The organism is Geomonas azotofigens (genome assembly GCF_018919395.1).
In the GTDB taxonomy this organism is placed as follows: domain Bacteria; phylum Desulfobacterota; class Desulfuromonadia; order Geobacterales; family Geobacteraceae; genus Geomonas; species Geomonas azotofigens.
Genome location: NZ_JAHLME010000002.1, coordinates 758,366 through 774,330, shown reverse-complemented (window position 1 = coordinate 774,330; position 15,965 = coordinate 758,366). Strand labels below are relative to the sequence as shown.

Annotated in this window: 13 protein-coding genes; 11 read left to right on the top strand and 2 right to left on the bottom strand. The window is 64.8% G+C overall.

The genetic code is table 11. From position 1 onward, the window contains the following. The first annotated feature begins 175 nt into the window (after window positions 1–175). From KOL99_RS08385 to KOL99_RS08360, 6 genes are all read left to right on the top strand, one after another. Window positions 176–1,663, top strand: coding sequence for an ATP-binding protein (locus KOL99_RS08385; RefSeq protein ID WP_216510007.1), 1,488 nt, complete (start codon window positions 176–178; stop codon window positions 1,661–1,663). Window positions 1,664–1,948: 285 nt separating this feature from the next. Continuing rightward, the gene (locus KOL99_RS08380; protein ID WP_216510006.1) at window positions 1,949–3,316 is read left to right on the top strand and encodes a sigma-54 interaction domain-containing protein; all 1,368 of its coding nucleotides are present in this window, start codon (window positions 1,949–1,951) and stop codon (window positions 3,314–3,316) included. Between the two features lie 179 nt (window positions 3,317–3,495). Continuing rightward, window positions 3,496–4,947, top strand: a complete 1,452-nt coding sequence (locus tag KOL99_RS08375) for an ammonia-forming cytochrome c nitrite reductase subunit c552 (RefSeq protein WP_216510005.1) — start codon at window positions 3,496–3,498, stop codon at window positions 4,945–4,947. Between the two features lie 260 nt (window positions 4,948–5,207). Continuing rightward, window positions 5,208–5,774: an HPP family protein gene (locus KOL99_RS08370; protein WP_216510004.1), complete on the top strand. Its 567-nt coding sequence runs from the start codon at window positions 5,208–5,210 to the stop codon at window positions 5,772–5,774. 103 nt (window positions 5,775–5,877) lie between these two features. Further along, on the top strand, window positions 5,878–6,264 hold the full coding sequence (locus KOL99_RS08365; RefSeq protein WP_216510003.1) for a DUF6982 domain-containing protein: 387 nt from the start codon (window positions 5,878–5,880) through the stop codon (window positions 6,262–6,264). Between the two features lie 5 nt (window positions 6,265–6,269). Next, window positions 6,270–6,668, top strand: a complete 399-nt coding sequence (locus tag KOL99_RS08360; protein WP_216510002.1) for an HIT family protein — start codon at window positions 6,270–6,272, stop codon at window positions 6,666–6,668. On the opposite strand, the gene KOL99_RS08355 is transcribed toward KOL99_RS08360, so the two are convergent. Continuing rightward, on the bottom strand, window positions 6,665–8,893 hold the full coding sequence (locus KOL99_RS08355) for a thioredoxin domain-containing protein (RefSeq protein ID WP_216510001.1): 2,229 nt from the start codon (window positions 8,891–8,893) through the stop codon (window positions 6,665–6,667). The genes KOL99_RS08360 and KOL99_RS08355 overlap by 4 nt on opposite strands. A gap of 196 nt (window positions 8,894–9,089) precedes the next feature. On the opposite strand from KOL99_RS08355, the gene KOL99_RS08350 reads away from it, so the two are divergent. Both KOL99_RS08350 and KOL99_RS08345 read left to right on the top strand, forming a co-directional pair. Then, window positions 9,090–9,593, top strand: coding sequence for a MarR family winged helix-turn-helix transcriptional regulator (locus KOL99_RS08350; protein WP_216510000.1), 504 nt, complete (start codon window positions 9,090–9,092; stop codon window positions 9,591–9,593). 15 nt (window positions 9,594–9,608) lie between these two features. Then, a complete protein-coding gene (locus KOL99_RS08345) occupies window positions 9,609–10,874 on the top strand; it encodes an MFS transporter (RefSeq protein ID WP_216509999.1) in 1,266 nt (421 codons plus the stop codon). A 23-nt stretch (window positions 10,875–10,897) separates the two neighbouring features. On the opposite strand, the gene KOL99_RS08340 is transcribed toward KOL99_RS08345, so the two are convergent. After that, window positions 10,898–11,455, bottom strand: coding sequence for a ferritin family protein (locus tag KOL99_RS08340; protein WP_216509998.1), 558 nt, complete (start codon window positions 11,453–11,455; stop codon window positions 10,898–10,900). A gap of 244 nt (window positions 11,456–11,699) precedes the next feature. Between KOL99_RS08340 and ylqF the strand changes: the two genes are divergently transcribed. The 3 genes from ylqF to KOL99_RS08325 are packed head-to-tail and all read left to right on the top strand — an operon-like array spanning window position 11,700 to window position 15,839. Beyond that, the gene (ylqF, locus tag KOL99_RS08335; protein WP_216509997.1) at window positions 11,700–12,614 is read left to right on the top strand and encodes a ribosome biogenesis GTPase YlqF; all 915 of its coding nucleotides are present in this window, start codon (window positions 11,700–11,702) and stop codon (window positions 12,612–12,614) included. A 34-nt stretch (window positions 12,615–12,648) separates the two neighbouring features. Continuing rightward, the gene (locus KOL99_RS08330) at window positions 12,649–14,427 is read left to right on the top strand and encodes a transporter substrate-binding domain-containing protein (RefSeq protein ID WP_216509996.1); all 1,779 of its coding nucleotides are present in this window, start codon (window positions 12,649–12,651) and stop codon (window positions 14,425–14,427) included. After that, entirely contained in the window at window positions 14,424–15,839 is a 1,416-nt protein-coding gene (locus KOL99_RS08325) for a sigma-54-dependent transcriptional regulator (protein ID WP_216509995.1), read from the top strand. The genes KOL99_RS08330 and KOL99_RS08325 overlap by 4 nt, the downstream gene beginning before the upstream one ends. The last annotated feature ends 126 nt before the right edge of the window (window positions 15,840–15,965 follow it).

The following is a 15,965-nucleotide window of genomic DNA, read 5'->3' as shown; positions in this document are numbered from 1 at the left end:
GCACCTTTTCGGGTGCCCGCTATGCCGACTCTCCGCTCCAGAAGCCGCCATCTCTTTTCCACCAAACTCCTGTTTTTTGACTTGGGTCAATGAGCTTCCCGCGCCCAGGCCATAGGTTCAGCGACTGTCACTTCATTCGCGGCCGCAACTGGTGGCCAGATAGTGGGGATCAGTCATGGAACATTCCCAACAGCCGGCCGCTCTCAGTGCACCTCAGAGTTTGACCTGTTACAAGTGGGGACTCGCCTTCGGTTGGACCGTGGTCATAGCCCTCCTGCTGGTAATCAACTACCGCCATGAACGGTCGCAGGCCGTTGAGACCGCGCGCACCCAGGCCAGGAGCCAGTACCAGCGGGATCTCACCTACAGGCACTGGAACGCCGCTTACGGTGCCGTCTACGTCCCCGTTTCCCCTCAGATTCCGCCGAACCCGTACCTGGTCGAGGTCCCGGAGCGTGACCTGTTCACCACCGGCGGCAAGCATCTCACCCTGGTCAACCCCGCCTACATGAGTCGGCTCGTCTTCGATCTCGCCGCCCGCTCATACGGGGACAAGGGACACATCACCAGTTTGAATCCCTTGCGCCCCGAGAACCGTCCGGACCCGTGGGAGACCGGCGCGCTTATCGCCTTTGACCATGGGGTCCTCGAGCAAAGCTCGGTGGTCGACATGGCTGACGGCCGCTTTCTCCGGTTGATGAAACCGCTGAAGACGGAAACCGAGTGCCTCAGGTGTCACGGCAAACAGGGGTACCGCGTTGGGGAGGTGCGCGGGGGACTCAGCGTTGCCGTGCCCATGGCGCCCCTGCTGGCGGTCGCCATGCAGAACTGGCTGGTGAATGCCGCCAGCTTCCTGCTGCTCTGGGCGCTCGGACTGCTGGGGATAGGGATCGGGGCGAGGAGCCTGACCCGCACCATCCACGAACGGGATCAGGCCGAGCAAAGGCTGATCGAGCTCAATCGAGACCTGTCCCTGCGGGGCAGGGAACTGGAAGCGGCGAACCGTGAGCTCGACGCCTTTTGCTCCACCGTCTCGCACGACCTGCGCACCCCGCTGACCGCCGTGTCCGGGTACTGCCAGTTGCTGAAGTACATCCCCGATCATGACCGAGACGTTGAGAAGCAATACATCGACGCCATCCTGGTATCGGTCGAGAAGGCGGACGAACTGATCACAGCCTTGCTCAAGTTCGCTCGAATAACCGCCAACCCACTGGTCCTGGCGGAGGTGGATCTGAGCGCGCTCGCCAACGACATCGCCGCCGGTCTCATGGCCCGGGAGCCGCTTCGGTCCGCTGTTTTCACCATCGCCAAAGAGATGGGCGTGCGTGCCGACGCCGTGTTGTTACGGGTGGTGATGCAGAACCTGATGGGGAACGCCTGGAAGTACAGCAGTCATTGCGCGGAGACGCTAATAGAGGTGGGAGTTCAGTGCCGGGATGGGCGGGACTTCTTCTTCGTCCGGGACAACGGCATCGGTTTCGACAGCAGTCACGCCGAACATGTATTCGAGGCCTTCCAGCGGCTTCCCAATGCCGAGGCGTTCGAGGGGGCTGGCATCGGGCTGGCCACCGTGAAGAGGATCGTTCAGCGTCATGGCGGCCGGATCGGCTGCGAGGGAGAAGTGGGCAAAGGTGCGATCATTTATTTCTCGCTGCAGTAGGGCTGGCAGGGGGGCGACGCAAGGGGACGCCAGCTCCTCCCGAAGGCTCATCCCCTCCACGGAGCCATGCCCCCCCCGACCCATTCGCTTCTGCTCGCGCTGGTCTGAACGCTGGTGTTCGTGCTGGGTGATACCGAAGCTGCAGGTGACCCGGCCGCGGACAAGCGCTCCGGGAGAAACCGGGTCGAGATCGGCTGACAGACACCGCAATTTTGACCTGCGTCATGGCCTGTTGCGGGGGAGGGGCTATCATCGCCGTTACCAAACGGTAACAGGAGGCGAGTCATGGCAGCGGCGGCAACGGATACGGAAGGAGTCTTCAGGGCGATTCTGACCAGCATGGGCGAGGGGATCATCTTCGCCGACCACACCAACAAGATCGTCTGCGTCAACGCCGCCGCGGAGCAGATCCGCGGCATCGACGCCGCCAACTACCTGGGGCGGGACCTCCTCGCGATCCACTCTCCGCCTGCCCGGCCCCGTATCGCCGCCATCATCGAAAGCCTCAGGGGGGGCACCCTCGCTTTTCATACGCGTCCTCTCGAGGTGAAGGGGCGCATCTTCGAGAACAGCTACTATCCCATCAAGGACGCCGAGGAACGCTTCGTCGGCACCCTCATGGTGAGCCGCGACATCACCGAGCGGGAGCATCTCAAGGAAGAGAACTTCGTGTTGCGCGACCAGCTCCTGAGCGAATACTCCTTCGGCGGCATGATCGGCCGCAGCCCCTCCATGCAACCGGTCTTCCAGGTGATCCGCTCGACGGCTCCCCTTGACTCCACCATCCTCATCACCGGGGAAAGCGGCACCGGCAAGGAACTGGTGGCGCGCGAGCTGCACGGCAAGAGCCGGCGCAGCGGCTCCCCGCTCATCAAGGTCAACTGTGCCGCCCTCCCGGAGAACCTGCTGGAATCGGAGCTGTTCGGCTTCGAGAAGGGGGCCTTCACCGGCGCGCTCAGGGAGCGCAAGGGGAAGTTCGAGCAGGCCCACCGCGGCACCCTGTTCCTGGACGAGATCGGCGAGCTCCCGCTTTCGGCACAGGCGAAGCTTTTGCGCGTCCTGCAGGAGAAAACCGTGGAGCGGATCGGCGGCAGCCGGGAGATCCAGGTCGATGTGCGCATCGTGGCCGCCACCAACCGCGACTTGCGCCACGACGTCGCAGCCGGCCACTTCCGTGAGGATCTCTTCTACCGGTTGAACGTCATTCCCATCGAACTCCCCCCGCTGCGGGAGCGCCTCGAGGACATCCTGCCCCTGGCCACCATCTTCCTCTCCCGCTTCGCCGCCGACATGGGGCGCCCGGAGCTGAAACTCGCCCGTCAGGCCAAGGAAGCCCTCTTGGGCCACCGCTACCCCGGCAACGTCAGGGAACTCAAGAACGCCATGGAACGGGCTACCGCCCTTTGCACCGGCGACACCCTCACCATCGACGATCTTCCCGCCGAATTCGGCCACGGCGTGTTCCCGGCGCAAGCCGCGCCGCCGCTGTCCCCCACAGCCCAGGGCTCGGTCCTTTCCAGCAAACTCGACGACCGGGAGGCCGAGCTGATCGAACAGGCGCTGGCCGCCACCGGCAATCGGCGCGCCGAGGCCGCACGCCTGCTGGGAATCTCGCGCAAAACCCTCTGGAAAAAAATGAAGCGTTACCAGTAGGTAACGCCGCGTTACCCATCCGCCACCGTTTCCCCTTCCGCTGCAGACGCAAAAGAACGAAATTCTCATGATTTGCGGCTGAACACCGCCGTGGCACGTTCCCTGCTCAAGGTAGTGACATCGTTACCCGTGTCGGCGGCAGCCGCGCAAGGCGGGAAATCAGAACAGAGGAGAATGTGATGAAGATGCTGCGAGGATGTGTCGTCATGGCTGTGGCGGGGTTGGCGTTGGCGGGGGGCGCTTGCTCGCCGAAGAAGATCGAGCTGAGCGAGGTGCGCCCGGCGATTCCGGACGGGACCGTAGACCCGGCCGAGTGGGGCAAGCTCTACCCGAAGCAGTACCAGCTCTGGAAGCAGACCTCGGAGCCGACGCCGGCCGGTAAGAGCAGGTACAAGAAAGGGTGGGATGTCGGGGAAGAAAACCCGGACAAGATCGATGAGTACCCCTTCCTCGCGCTTCTCTACAACGGCTGGGCCTTTGGGACCGAGTACAAGGAGCCGCGCGGGCACTTCTACATGGTTCAGGACCAGCTCGAGGTCGATCCCGGCCGCTACAAGGCCGGCGGCTCCTGTCTGACCTGCAAGACCCCGTACGCTCCCGTGTTGCAGAGGCAGCTCGGCAAGGATTACTTCGCCAAGCCGTACCAGGAAATCCGCGCCAAGATCCCCAAGGCGGACCAGACCCTCGGCGTCACCTGCATCGACTGTCACGACAACCGGGACATGTCGGTCAAGATCTCGCGCGGCTTCACCCTGGGCAAGGGGCTTGAGAAGCTCGGTGTCGACCAGTCCAAGCTGACCCGGCAGGATTTGAGGACCCTCGCCTGCGCCCAGTGTCACGTCACCTACAGCATTCCCAAGGATGCCGACATGAAGTCCACCGACGTCTTCTTCCCCTGGGACGGCAGCAAGTGGGGCGGCATCACCATAGAGAACATCATCAAGAAGCTGCGCGGCAACAAGCCTAGCGGCGAGTGGACCCAGAGCGTTACCGGCTTCAAGCTCGCCTTCATCCGTCACCCCGAGTTCGAGCTCTTCTCCAACAACAGCGTGCACTGGCAGGCGGGCGTCACCTGTGCCGACTGCCACATGCCGACCGTCGATGTCAACGGGCAGAAGGTGTCGGACCACCGCATCATGAGCCCGCTCAAGAACGACCTGAAGGCGTGCAGGCAGTGCCACGATGAATCCCCCGAGCAGATGCGGGAGAAGATCTTCGCCATACAGGACCGCGTCATGTCGCAGTTCATCCGCTCCGGTTACGCTACCGCCACCGACGCCAAGCTCTTCGAGATGGCCCACAAGGCCCGCGCCTTCGGCAAGCAGCTCGACCAGGGGCTCTACGCCCAGGCGAAGGACCATTACGAGGAGGCCTTCTACCGTGTGGTCTTCATCGGGGCGGAGAACTCCGTGGGCTTCCACAACCCCGACGAGGCGCAGCGGGTCCTGACTGATGCCTTGTCCCACGCGGCTGCCGCGGAGCGGTTGTTGCGTGAGCTGTTGGCGAAGGCTGGGGTGGATGTGCCGGCCAAGGTCGACCTGGAGTTGGCGAAATACCTCAACAACCGCGGCGTGAAGAAACTGATGTTCAAGCCCGAACAGGAGATAAAGGATCCCTTCGCGGGTAAATAGCACGGCATGACCGGGGCAGGGCTCGAGGGCGCTGCCCCGGTTTATCTAACGGTACCGGGCCTTCCCCTCTCTATTCAACTCCACTTCAGCAACGCCGACAGTACCCCCGCTCCCCCCGGGAGAGGGTGGCCAAAGGCCGGGTGAGGGCGCTGCCATCTCCGGCGGCCCTGGCCTCGCCGGATCCCTCACCCCGGCCCTCTCCCAAAGGGAGAGGGGGAAGGGCACCGTCTCGGTTTTAATTCAATGACAGGAGGAAAACTTTGAAACGACGCCTTTCCGTGGTGATGCGGAGAAAGGTCGCCATCCGCAAGAGGCTGGCGCGGGTGCCGCGACGTTGCCGGGCTCCCCTGCGCGGCACGCGCGGTCCCATGACGCTTCGTTACGCGGCGTGGAGCTTTCTCAGCGCGATCGCCGGGCTCCTCGCCATCACCCAGGTGACCGTCCTGCTGGGCCACCCCCTGCTGATCGGCTCGCTCGGCGCCTCGGCCGTGCTCCTGTTCGGGGCCAACGAGTCTCCGCTGGCGCAACCGCGTAACCTGGTGGGGGGGCATCTCCTCTCCGCCGTGGTGGCGGTGGTCGTGGTCGCCCTGTTCGGATCGACACCGCTTTGCATGGCGCTCGCCGTCGGCACCTCCATCTTCCTCATGAACCTGACCCACACCACCCATCCACCCGGCGGGGCGACCGCCCTGATCGGCGTGCAGGGGGCGGTGGGCCCCTCCTTCGTGCTGCTTCCGGTCCTGACCGGGGCGCTGATCCTGCTCGCGGTCGCCTGTTTCACCAACAACGTCGTCTATCACCGCTCCTACCCGCGCCAGTGGCTGTGATGTAAGAAAAACTGCTTCAAATTATTCCGTGTTCATGGTAGTAGGTGAGTGCCTTTGAGTTAAAAGTTGCACCTGAATCTATCAAGTAAGGAAGAGGTTGCGCGTGATAGCTAAGATCGTGGTTCGCTATGCCGACGGCAGGGTTGTTAAGGGTACCACCGAGGACCTGGCCGCGAACAAGACGCTGTTCCATCTCACCGAAGTGGAAACCGGTAAGCGTTACGAGGTGAACGTCGAGGAGTTGAAGGCCATCTTTTTCGTGAAGAGCTTCCAGGGAAATGCGGAACACCAGGAGCGGCTGGACGTGGAGAGGGTGGGGCTGGGGAAGAAGATCAAAGTTTCCTTCAAGGACGGCGAGACCCTGGTCGGCTACACCCAGGGGTTCTCGCCGGCCCGTGCCACCTTCATCGTCTTTCCCTGTGACCCCGCCAGTAACAACGAGAGGGTGTTCGTGGTGACCGCCGCTGCGGGCAACGTGGAATTCGTATAGAAACGATGAGCGCCGAAGCCACCTGTCCCTTCTGCCGGCTCGATCCCGCCACGATCCTGCTCGAGAACGAGTTCGCCCGCGCCTTCCCGGACGGTTTCCCGGTGACCCTCGGGCACACCCTCGTGGTTCCCAAGCGGCACGTGGCTTCGTTCTTCGAGACCACGCCTGAGGAGCAGGCCGCGCTCTTCTATCTCGTGGGGCGGGTGCGGGAGTTGCTGCTGGAGCGGCATGCGCCGGACGGCTTCAACATCGGCGTCAATGACGGGGTGGCGGCGGGACAGACCGTGCCGCACCTGCACGTCCACCTGATCCCCCGCTATGCCGGCGACACCGACGATCCGCGCGGCGGCGTGCGCTGGATCATGCCCGTCAAGGCCCCCTACTGGAAGAGGGATGAGCGCTAGCCCTTCCCCTTGAGCTGCCGGTAGAACTCCTCGGGGTCGCTGGTGGGGCGGCGGCAGCTCCTGTTTTCGCACAGGTACGCCACCGCCCGCTCGCCTTGCGCCACTTTCCGCTCCAAAAGCGGGATCAGCCGCGCCGCCTGCCGCAACTCCTCCCCCTCGCAGACCACCACCAACACCCGGTTCGGCAGGAAAACCCGCCGCAGTCCCGCCAGGAAAGGCCCGGCCGCCTCGGGCCTGCCGGCCGGTGCCACGATGACCACCTCCTTGGGCGTCTGCTGCCGGTAATCGAGGGCAAGGAGCATCTCGGAGAGGGCGGTGGGAGACTTGGCCAACTGCGTGGCGAATGCAGCGAGAGCCCGCTCCGCCTGTTGCATGAGACGCGGGTCGTCGGTGAGGGTGTTCAGGCGCAGCAGGTTCAGTACCATGACCGAGTTGCCCGACGGGATCACCCCATCGTAGGCGGGCTTTTCCCGCGAGATCAGCCGCTCGTGATGCGGCCCGGTCATGAAGAAGCCGCCCCGCTCGCGGTCCTCGAACTGCTCCACCGTCGCCGCGCACAGCTCGAGCGCTCGCTCCAGCCACTTCATCTCGCCGCTTGCCTCGAAGAGGTCGATGAGCCCGGCGGTCACCAAGGCGTAGTCGTCGAGGAAGCCCTCGCCCCTGGCGGTCCCCTCCTGGTAGCCGTGGCGCAGCCTCCCGTTGTCCATCATGGTATCCAGCAGGAAGTCCGCCGCGTTGGCCGCGACCTGGACCAGGTCGGCATCGTCCAGAACGAGACCGGCGCGGGCGAAGGCCGAGATGGCGAGGCCGTTCCACGACGCCAGGATCTTCTCGTCCCTCAAGGGGAGCGGCCTCTTGGCGCGGGCCCGGTACAGCAATTCGCGGCAGTCCGCCAGCATGAGGTCGAGCTCCTGTTCCGGGCGCCCCAGTTCGGTCGCCAGTTCCGCGAGGCTCTTGTCGCGGTGCAGGATGCTACGCCCCTCGAAGTTCCCCCCTCGCGTCACGCCGTAGCAGGCGGCGACCAGTTCCCCCCGTTCCTTCCCCAGTGCCTCGACCAGTTCGTCCGGCGTCCAGGTGAAGAAGATCCCCTCCTCGCGGTGTCCCTCGGGGTCCAGGCTGTCCGCGTCGGTCGCGCTGTAGAATCCCCCTTCCGGCGCCCGCATGTCGCGTTGCAGGTAGTGCAGGATCTCGCGTGCGACCCTGGCGAATTCGGCCACGCCGGTGGCCTGGTAACCCTCGAGGTAGCTCACCGTCAGCAACGCGTTGTCGTAGAGCATCTTCTCGAAGTGAGGTATCTGCCACGCCGTGTCGGTGGCGTAACGGTGGAACCCGCCGCCGGCCTGGTCGTAGATCCCCCCGGCGGCCATGCGCCGCAGGGTCAGTTCGGCCATGCCGAGCAGCTCCGGGTCTCCGGTGCCCTGGGCGCGGCGCAACAGAAGGCGCAGCGGCAGCGAACTGGGAAACTTGGGGGCGCCCACCAGGCCGCCGTTACTGTCGTCGAACCGGTCCCGGTACAGGCGCACCGCCTGGTCCAGCGACACCTCGTGCCAGGACCCCGCGCCCTCGGTCGGCGCCAGCATGGTGCGGATCGCCTCGGTCAGCTGCACCCCCGCCCGGGTGACCCGGTCCGGCGTGGCGATGAAGCTTTCCCTGATCCGTCTGAGCAGGGTGGAGAATCCCAGGCCGCCGGGATAGTCGCTGGGGGGGAAGTAGGTGCCGCCGTAGAAGGGCTTGCGGTCCGGCGCCACGAAGACGTTGAGGGGCCACCCTCCCTGCAGTCCCATGGCGTGCACCGCGGTCATGTAGACCGTGTCCACGTCCGGTCGCTCCTCGCGGTCCACCTTGATGGCGATGAAGTTGCTGTTGAGGAACTCGGCGATGTTTTCGTCCTCGAATGATTGCTCCTCCATGACATGGCACCAGTGGCAGGTGGCGTAACCGATGCTCACCAGGACCGGCCGGTCCAGCTGCCGTGCCAGCTCGAAGGCCTCGTCCCCCCAGGGGAACCAGTTCACCGGGTTGTGGGCATGCTGCAGCAGGTAGGGGCTCGTCTCCAGGAAGAGGCGGTTGGTGTACTTGGCCCACCCCTCCGGGAGCAGGTGCCGGGTGCGCGGGCGGTAGGAAAAACCCCGGCGCTGGCGCACCCTTTCGAATTCATCGAGCGGAGGGGCGGGAAGTCCGACGGTTCCCGGGAGCGGCTGATAATGATCGGCGAGCGTGGACATGATCGTTCTCCGTCGTGGTTGACCGCTGCGGGGCCCGGGCAGGCTCCGGTCGCGGCGTGGTTCCGGGCGCGAAAGGTTTAACTTTACCATGTTTCCCCACGGCGGCGATTCCCGCCCAGGGCTATCGCGGCCAAGAAACAGTTGACGACGGATGCACGGATGGTATATGCGTGTACATGCACGCATAGGAGGCGTCATGGATGCGCTGACTCAATCAACTACCACCAGGACCAAAAAGAAACCGACCGACCAGCCGAGCGCCTGCAGTTGTGTCAACCTGCGGCGCGCCTCGCGCGCCATCACCAAGGTGTACGATGATGCCCTCCATGCCGCGGGGCTCAAGGTGACCCAGTATTCCGTGCTGGTAAACCTGTCGCGGGCCGGAGCGGTCAGCGTGAGTGAACTGGCCAGGAGGCTCAGGCTGGACCGCACCACGCTGGTGCGCAACCTGAAGGCCCTGGAACGGGCCGGGATGGTCGAGGGAGCCCCCTCGTCCGACCCGCGGGAAAGGGGGGTAAGCCTGAGCGAAGCCGGAAGGGCGGCGGTGGCCCAGGCGCGACCGCGCTGGATCGAGGCGCAGCGGTTGATCGAGGCGCGGCTGGGCGCCGACGGCGTGCGGCAACTCGGGGAGCTGGCGCTGGCATTGGAAGGTATCGCCGGGCGGGATGTGGCAGGCGCGGACTCCGTCGAGTCCGAGTAGGGGAGGGAACAACAGATGGCGGCTTCGAGAAAAATTCACTACGCGTGGCTTATCATGGCCGTGACCTTTCTGACCCTTCTCACCACGGCGGGGATCAGGTCGACACCCGGCATCCTGATCGTCCCCCTGGAGCACGAGTTCGGCTGGTCCCGCGCCACCATCTCGCTGGCGGTATCGGTGAACCTGCTCCTCTACGGCTTGATGGGCCCCTTCGCCGCCGCCTTCTTCGACAAGATCGGCGTGCGCCGCACCATGGCGATCGCGCTTTTCCTGCTGGCCGTCGGGGTCAGTTCCACCACCCTGATGACGCGCCCCTGGCACATGGTGCTGATCTGGGGCGTCGTGGTCGGGTGCGGTGCCGGCATGACCGCTTACAGCCTGAGCGCCACCGTGGTGAACCGGTGGTTCAGCAAGTCCCAGGGGACGGTGCTCGGGGTGCTGACGGCGAGTGCCGCGACCGGGCAACTGCTGTTCCTGCCGCTCTTGGCCCGACTGTCGCACCACCACGGCTGGCGCGCCGCCGCGTTCGCCACCGCCGGGGCGGCGCTCCTGGTATTCCCCCTGGTGCTTTTCATCATGCGCAACCACCCGCAGGAGGTGGGCGTCTCGCGCTACGGGGCGGCGGAGGACGAGCCGGCGCCGACCGCCTCCGGTGAGAACCCGTTCCGGGTCGCTCTGTCGGGCTTGCAGCGGGGGATCGGCAGCGCCGATTTCTGGCTCCTGGCCGGGAGCTTCTTCATCTGCGGCGCCAGCACCAACGGCCTCATCGGCACCCACCTGGTCCCCGCCTGCGTCGACCACGGCATTCCCGAGGTCACCGCCGCCGGGCTGCTCGCCTTCATGGGGATACTCGACCTCTTCGGCACCACCTTGTCGGGATGGCTCTCGGACCGCTACAACAGCCGCTACCTCCTCTGCTGGTACTACGGCCTGCGCGGGCTGTCGCTTCTGGGGCTTCCCTTCGCGCTTTCCGGGCCGCAGTGGAGCCTCTCCGCCTTCGCGGTCTTCTACGGCCTGGACTGGATCGCCACCGTGCCACCCACCGTGCGCCTCACCGCCGAGGCCTTCGGCCGGCACAACGTCGGCGTGATGTTCGGCTGGATCTTCGCCAGCCACCAGGTGGGAGCCGCGCTGGCCGCGACGTTCGCCGGAACCGTGCGCACCTACCTGGGGGACTACATGATCGCCTTCCTGCTGTCGGGGGTGATCTGCCTGCTGGCGGCCGGGCTGGTTTTGAGGATCAAGAGCAGGCTGCCCGAACTCGCGCCCGAGGCAGCCTGAGAGGTCCGAGGAGGTCTGGGAGGTCAGCCGATGCGGGATTGCCTGCCGCAGTCCTGCATGGCGAAGAAAAGTTGGGTATGGCGGTTGGGGGTGCGGTGGGGGAGTTCGCCGCGCACGTGACTGCGGCGCGGCGGGCGCGCTGAAGCTGGCATCTCGCTGCGCCCTCCTCCCTTCAGGTACTCGGCGGTGATCAGCTTGAACTCCCTGCGAGCGGCCGCCAGCGCCGATTCGAAGAACCTGCACAGGGAGGGCTCCTTAAAGCAGCGGCAAAAGGTGGCGTAAAGGTCGATGCTGAAACGCTTTTCGAGCAGCGCCTGGTGCAGCTGGTTGCACGGCGCCCCCCCCCTTTCCCCCGTGGCGGCGATGCGCGCCAGCGCCCCCCCGGGGTCGGCTTCCGCGGTGTCGGCCTGGGACAGTTGTCTCAGCAGGATGTCGATGCGCCGCGACTGTTCCTGTGCCAACCGCTCGAAGAAGCTCCTTTGTCCCGGCTCCTCAGTCATGGCACCTCTGCGATACAGCATCTCGCTGTTCCGCTCCATGCTCACGGTAACTCTGATCGCCTCCGCCAGTAATTCTTTCATCGCTCGTTCTCCCGCTGCGGTCGCTGCGACCGCTGGCAACCTGCTCCTTTCCGAAGATATGAATCTTTTAACATTTGCAATGCTAGCCGCGCTGGCAAGCGGAGTCAATCGGGTTAATATTAAAGGGCGAGACGATCGATTCACATGAGTTGGACGGGCAGCGCGAGCGGAGTGGCATTTTGAGCGACAACTGTGCTATGGTGTCGCCTTGTGTCGTGATTTTTGGATTGCCAAGGAAAGCTAGATGACGATTAGATGGTACCCCGGCCACATGAGCAAGGCGCTCGAACAGATCTCGGAACTGGTCCGCAAGATCGACCTGATCATCGAGGTGCTCGATGCGCGCCTCCCTTTCTCCAGCTCGAACCACCTGCTGGAGCAGGTGCGCCGGAACAAGCCCTGCATCAAGGTGCTGAACAAGAACGATCTCGCCGACCCGGCCGTGACCCGCGCCTGGGTGCAGCATTTCCAGAAGAGCGCGGGCGTGCGCGCCCTGCCGCTTGTCGCGAAGAACATCCCGGAGGTGAAGAGCCTGGTGAAGCTGTGCAAGCAGATGGTGCCGCAGCGCGGCAACCCGGGCTACCCGATCCGCACCATGGTGGTGGGGATTCCCAACGTGGGCAAGTCGACGCTGATCAACACCCTGGCGGGGAGAAGCATCGCCAAGGTGGGGGACCGCCCGGCGGTGACCATGCGCCCGCAGCAGATCCCGCTCAACAACGGCATCCTCATCTTCGATACCCCGGGTCTGCTCTGGCCCGCCATGGACGACCAGGGGGGCGCCTACCGCCTGGCGACCAGCGGCGCCATCGGCGCTAACGCCCTGGACTACACCAACGTCGGGGTCTTCGCGGCGGCCTACATGATGCGCCGTTACCCCGACCTGCTGAAGGAGCGCTACAAGCTCACGGAGCTCCCGGAGACGCCCCACGAGGTGATCGAGGCGGTGGGACGCTGCCTGGGTTGCATCATGAGCGGCGGCGTGGTCGACGTGCATCGCGCGGCAGAGACCTTCCTGCGCGAGCTTCGCGCCGGCAAGGCTGGGCACATCAGTTTCGAGGAACCCGGGACCCCGGAGGATGTCGAGGCGGAGCTGCTCCGCTTCGCGGGGATCGAGTTCGGGGAGCGGGATCAACAGGCACCGATAGTGCCGGAATGACACCATGGAAGACCGTCCGCTTCGGACCAGCAGCATGCGCGCGAAACTAACGCAATTTTTCCCCGTAGGTTGGCGGGAGAGGGGCTCCCTTCTCCTCGCCCTTTTCACCATCTGTTTTCTCGCCGCTCCTTCCGCACTCCTGGCAGCCGGTGATGTTGCTGCCGCCCAGACCCGCACCGTCGTGGTCGGCGGCGACCGGGACTACCCCCCCTACGAGTTCATCGACCGCTCCGGCCAGCCCGCCGGCTACAACGTCGACCTGACCCGCGCCATCGCCGAGGTCATGGGGATGAAGGTGGAGTTCCGCCTGGGAAGCTGGGCGGAGATGCGCGACGCGCTCCAGTCCGGGCGCGTCGACGTGCTGCAGGGGATGTCCTACTCAGCGGAGCGCTCGGACGAGGTCGACTTCTCCGTGCCGCACGCCGTGGTGAACCACGCCATCTTCGGCCGGAAAGACAACCCCTCGGTCAACTCCCTTGAGGAACTCAAGGGGAAGAGTGTCGCCGTGCATCGCGGCGGCATCATGCACGACTACCTGATCAGGCAGGGGCTGGGGGAGAAGCTCACCCTGACCGACACCCCCGCCGATGCCCTGCGCCTGGTTGCCTCCGGTAAGATCGAGTACGCGGTGGTGGCCATCGTTCCGGGCATGTACATGATCCGAGAACTGAAGCTCACCAACCTGGTTCCGGTGGTGCGCAACGTGGCAACCCACCGCTACTGTTACGCGGTCGACAAGGGAAACGCCGAGCTGTTGTCGCGCTTCAACGAGGGGCTCGCCATCCTCAAGAAGACCGGCCAGTACGAGGTGATCCACAACAAATGGCTGGGGGTGGTGGACACCGCTCCCATCGACTGGTGGACCATTGTGAAGTACGCGGCGGTGGTCGTGGTGCCGCTCGTGTTTCTTTTGGGAGGCTTTGCCCTCTGGTCGCGCACGCTGCATCGTCAGGTGGCCCTGCGCACGGCGGACCTGACCCGGGAGATAGCGGAGCGCCGTCAGGTCGAGGAGGAACTCCGGCTGAACCAGCAGCAACTGGTGCAGGCGGACAAGATGGCCGCGCTGGGGGTGCTCGTTTCCGGCGTGGCGCACGAGATCAACAACCCGACCGGGATCATCCTCCTGGAGGCACCGATCCTGAAGCGCTTCCACATCGACGCCACGAAGATACTGGAGCGCTACTTCGAAGAAAACGGCGACTTTACCTGCGGCGGGCTCCCTTACTCCCGCATGCGCCAGGAGGTGCCCAAGTCGCTGGCGAAGATCCAGGACGCCGGCAAGCGCATCAAGAGGATCGTGGACGACCTGAAGGATTTCGCGCGGCAGGACACCACCAGCGGCAACGACGTCATCGACCTCAACACCGCTGCCCAGGCGGCGGTCAGGCTGGTGGAGCCGACCATCCGCAAGGCGACCCGCAACTTCAGCGTCGGCTATCGCAAGGGGCTGCCGCGGGTGCGCGGCAACCGGCAGCGCATCGAGCAGGTGCTGGTCAACCTGATCCTGAACGCGTGCCAGGCGCTCCCCGACCAGGAGCGCGGCATCGAACTCATCACCTGGCACGATGCCTTCCGCGACAACGTGGTGGTGAGACTGCGCGACGAGGGGACCGGCATTGCACCGGAGCACCTCTCCCGCCTGACCGACCCCTTTTTCACCACCAAGCAGGACCAGGGCGGGACCGGGCTCGGGCTGTCGGTGTCGGCAGGCATCGTCAAGGAGCACGGCGGCACCCTGGAGTTTCAATCCGACGGCAGCGGCACCACGGTCACCCTGACCCTGCCCGCCTATCACAAGGAGGTTGACGCGTGACCGAGACCCTCTATCCCGATTTCGGCGTTCTATTAGTCGATGACGAACCCGACTGGCTCGGTTCCCTGACCCTCACCCTGGAGACCGCCGGGGGGGTCAACAACATCACCACCTGCAGCGACAGCCGCCAGGTCCTCTCCATACTGGAGGAGAAACGGATCGGGCTGGTCATGCTCGATCTCACCATGCCGCATCTCTCGGGTGAGGAGGTGCTGGCCCAGATCGCCGAGCGCTACCCGGACATCGCTGTCATCATCCTGAGCGGCCTGAACCAGCTGGAGACTGCGGTGCGCTGCATGCGCCTTGGCGCCTTCGACTACTGCGTCAAGACCGACGAGGAGGAACGCATCGTCGGGAGCGTCTCACGGGCGATACGGATGGTGGAGATGCGCAGCGAGTTCCAGGAGGTTTCCAGCCGCCTGATCTCGCGCGAGCTGTCGCACCCCGAGGCCTTTTCCGCCATCGTCACCGGGGACCGTGGCATGCTGGATGTCTTCGCGTATATCGAGGCGGTCGCCAAGAGTCCCCAGCCGCTTCTGATCACCGGGGAGAGCGGGGTAGGGAAGGAACTGATCGCCCAGGCCGTGCACCGGCTGAGCGGCTGCCGCGGCAAGCTGGTCACGGTCAACGTGGCGGGGCTGGACGACACCGTTTTCGCCGACACACTGTTCGGGCACGTGCGCGGCGCCTATACCGGCGCCGACCAGGCTCGGCGGGGCATGGTGGAGGAGGCCAGCGACGGGACCCTCTTTCTGGACGAGATCGGGGATCTCAGCATCCCTTCGCAGGTGAAACTCCTTCGTCTGCTGCAGGAACGCGAATATTATCCGCTGGGATGCGACCTGCCCAAGCGCCTCAAGGCGCGCATCATCGTGGCGACGCACCAGAACCTCTCGGCCAAGGAGGGTGAAGGGAAGTTCCGCCGCGATCTGTACTACCGGCTGCGCACGCACCGGGTGCAGATACCCGCGCTCAGGGAGCGGCGCGGCGACATCCCGCTCCTTTTGGACCACTTTCTGTCCGAGGCCGCCGAGGCCCTTGGCAAGAAGAAGCCGACGCCTCCCAAGGGGCTGGCGCAGTTTCTCTCCACCTACAGCTTCCCGGGGAACGTCAGGGAGCTGAAGGCGATGGTCTTCGACGCGGTCAGCGTGCACCGCGACCGGATGCTCTCCATGGACAGCTTCGTGAAGGCCGTCGAGTCGGCCCAGGCCGAGGCGGGTCCTTCCATCGCCGCTCCCCCGCGACAGAATCCCTTCAGCGACTTCGAAGAACTCCCCACCTTCAGCGATGCCGCCGCTTTCCTGGTCCAGGAGGCGCTGGCCCGCGCCAACGGCAACCAGACCCTCGCCGCCAGGCTGCTGGGGATATCCCAGCCAGCCCTCAGCAAGCGGTTGAAGATGATGCACTCCTGAAATAGGGGGCGGTGCCAAAGCGGGGTGAGGCCGCCGCTGCCGCCCCTCATGAAGAGGCATAACCTTCGGTTATAATGATAACCTCGCGTTATATGAATGTGTAACTAGCTGATTACATAAGTGTTT

Bases quoted from the DNA above. Each gene is read 5' to 3' on its own strand.
- KOL99_RS08385 (WP_216510007.1), top strand. From the start codon at position 176: ATGGAACATTCCCAACAGCCGGCCGCTCTCAGTGCACCTCAGAGTTTG.
- KOL99_RS08380 (WP_216510006.1), top strand. From the start codon at position 1,949: ATGGCAGCGGCGGCAACGGATACGGAAGGAGTCTTCAGGGCGATTCTG.
- KOL99_RS08375 (WP_216510005.1), top strand. From the start codon at position 3,496: ATGAAGATGCTGCGAGGATGTGTCGTCATGGCTGTGGCGGGGTTGGCG.
- KOL99_RS08360 (WP_216510002.1), top strand. From the start codon at position 6,270: ATGAGCGCCGAAGCCACCTGTCCCTTCTGCCGGCTCGATCCCGCCACG.
- KOL99_RS08355 (WP_216510001.1), bottom strand. From the start codon at position 8,893: ATGTCCACGCTCGCCGATCATTATCAGCCGCTCCCGGGAACCGTCGGA.
- KOL99_RS08350 (WP_216510000.1), top strand. From the start codon at position 9,090: ATGGATGCGCTGACTCAATCAACTACCACCAGGACCAAAAAGAAACCG.
- KOL99_RS08345 (WP_216509999.1), top strand. From the start codon at position 9,609: ATGGCGGCTTCGAGAAAAATTCACTACGCGTGGCTTATCATGGCCGTG.
- KOL99_RS08340 (WP_216509998.1), bottom strand. From the start codon at position 11,455: ATGAAAGAATTACTGGCGGAGGCGATCAGAGTTACCGTGAGCATGGAG.
- ylqF (WP_216509997.1), top strand. From the start codon at position 11,700: ATGACGATTAGATGGTACCCCGGCCACATGAGCAAGGCGCTCGAACAG.
- KOL99_RS08330 (WP_216509996.1), top strand. From the start codon at position 12,649: ATGCGCGCGAAACTAACGCAATTTTTCCCCGTAGGTTGGCGGGAGAGG.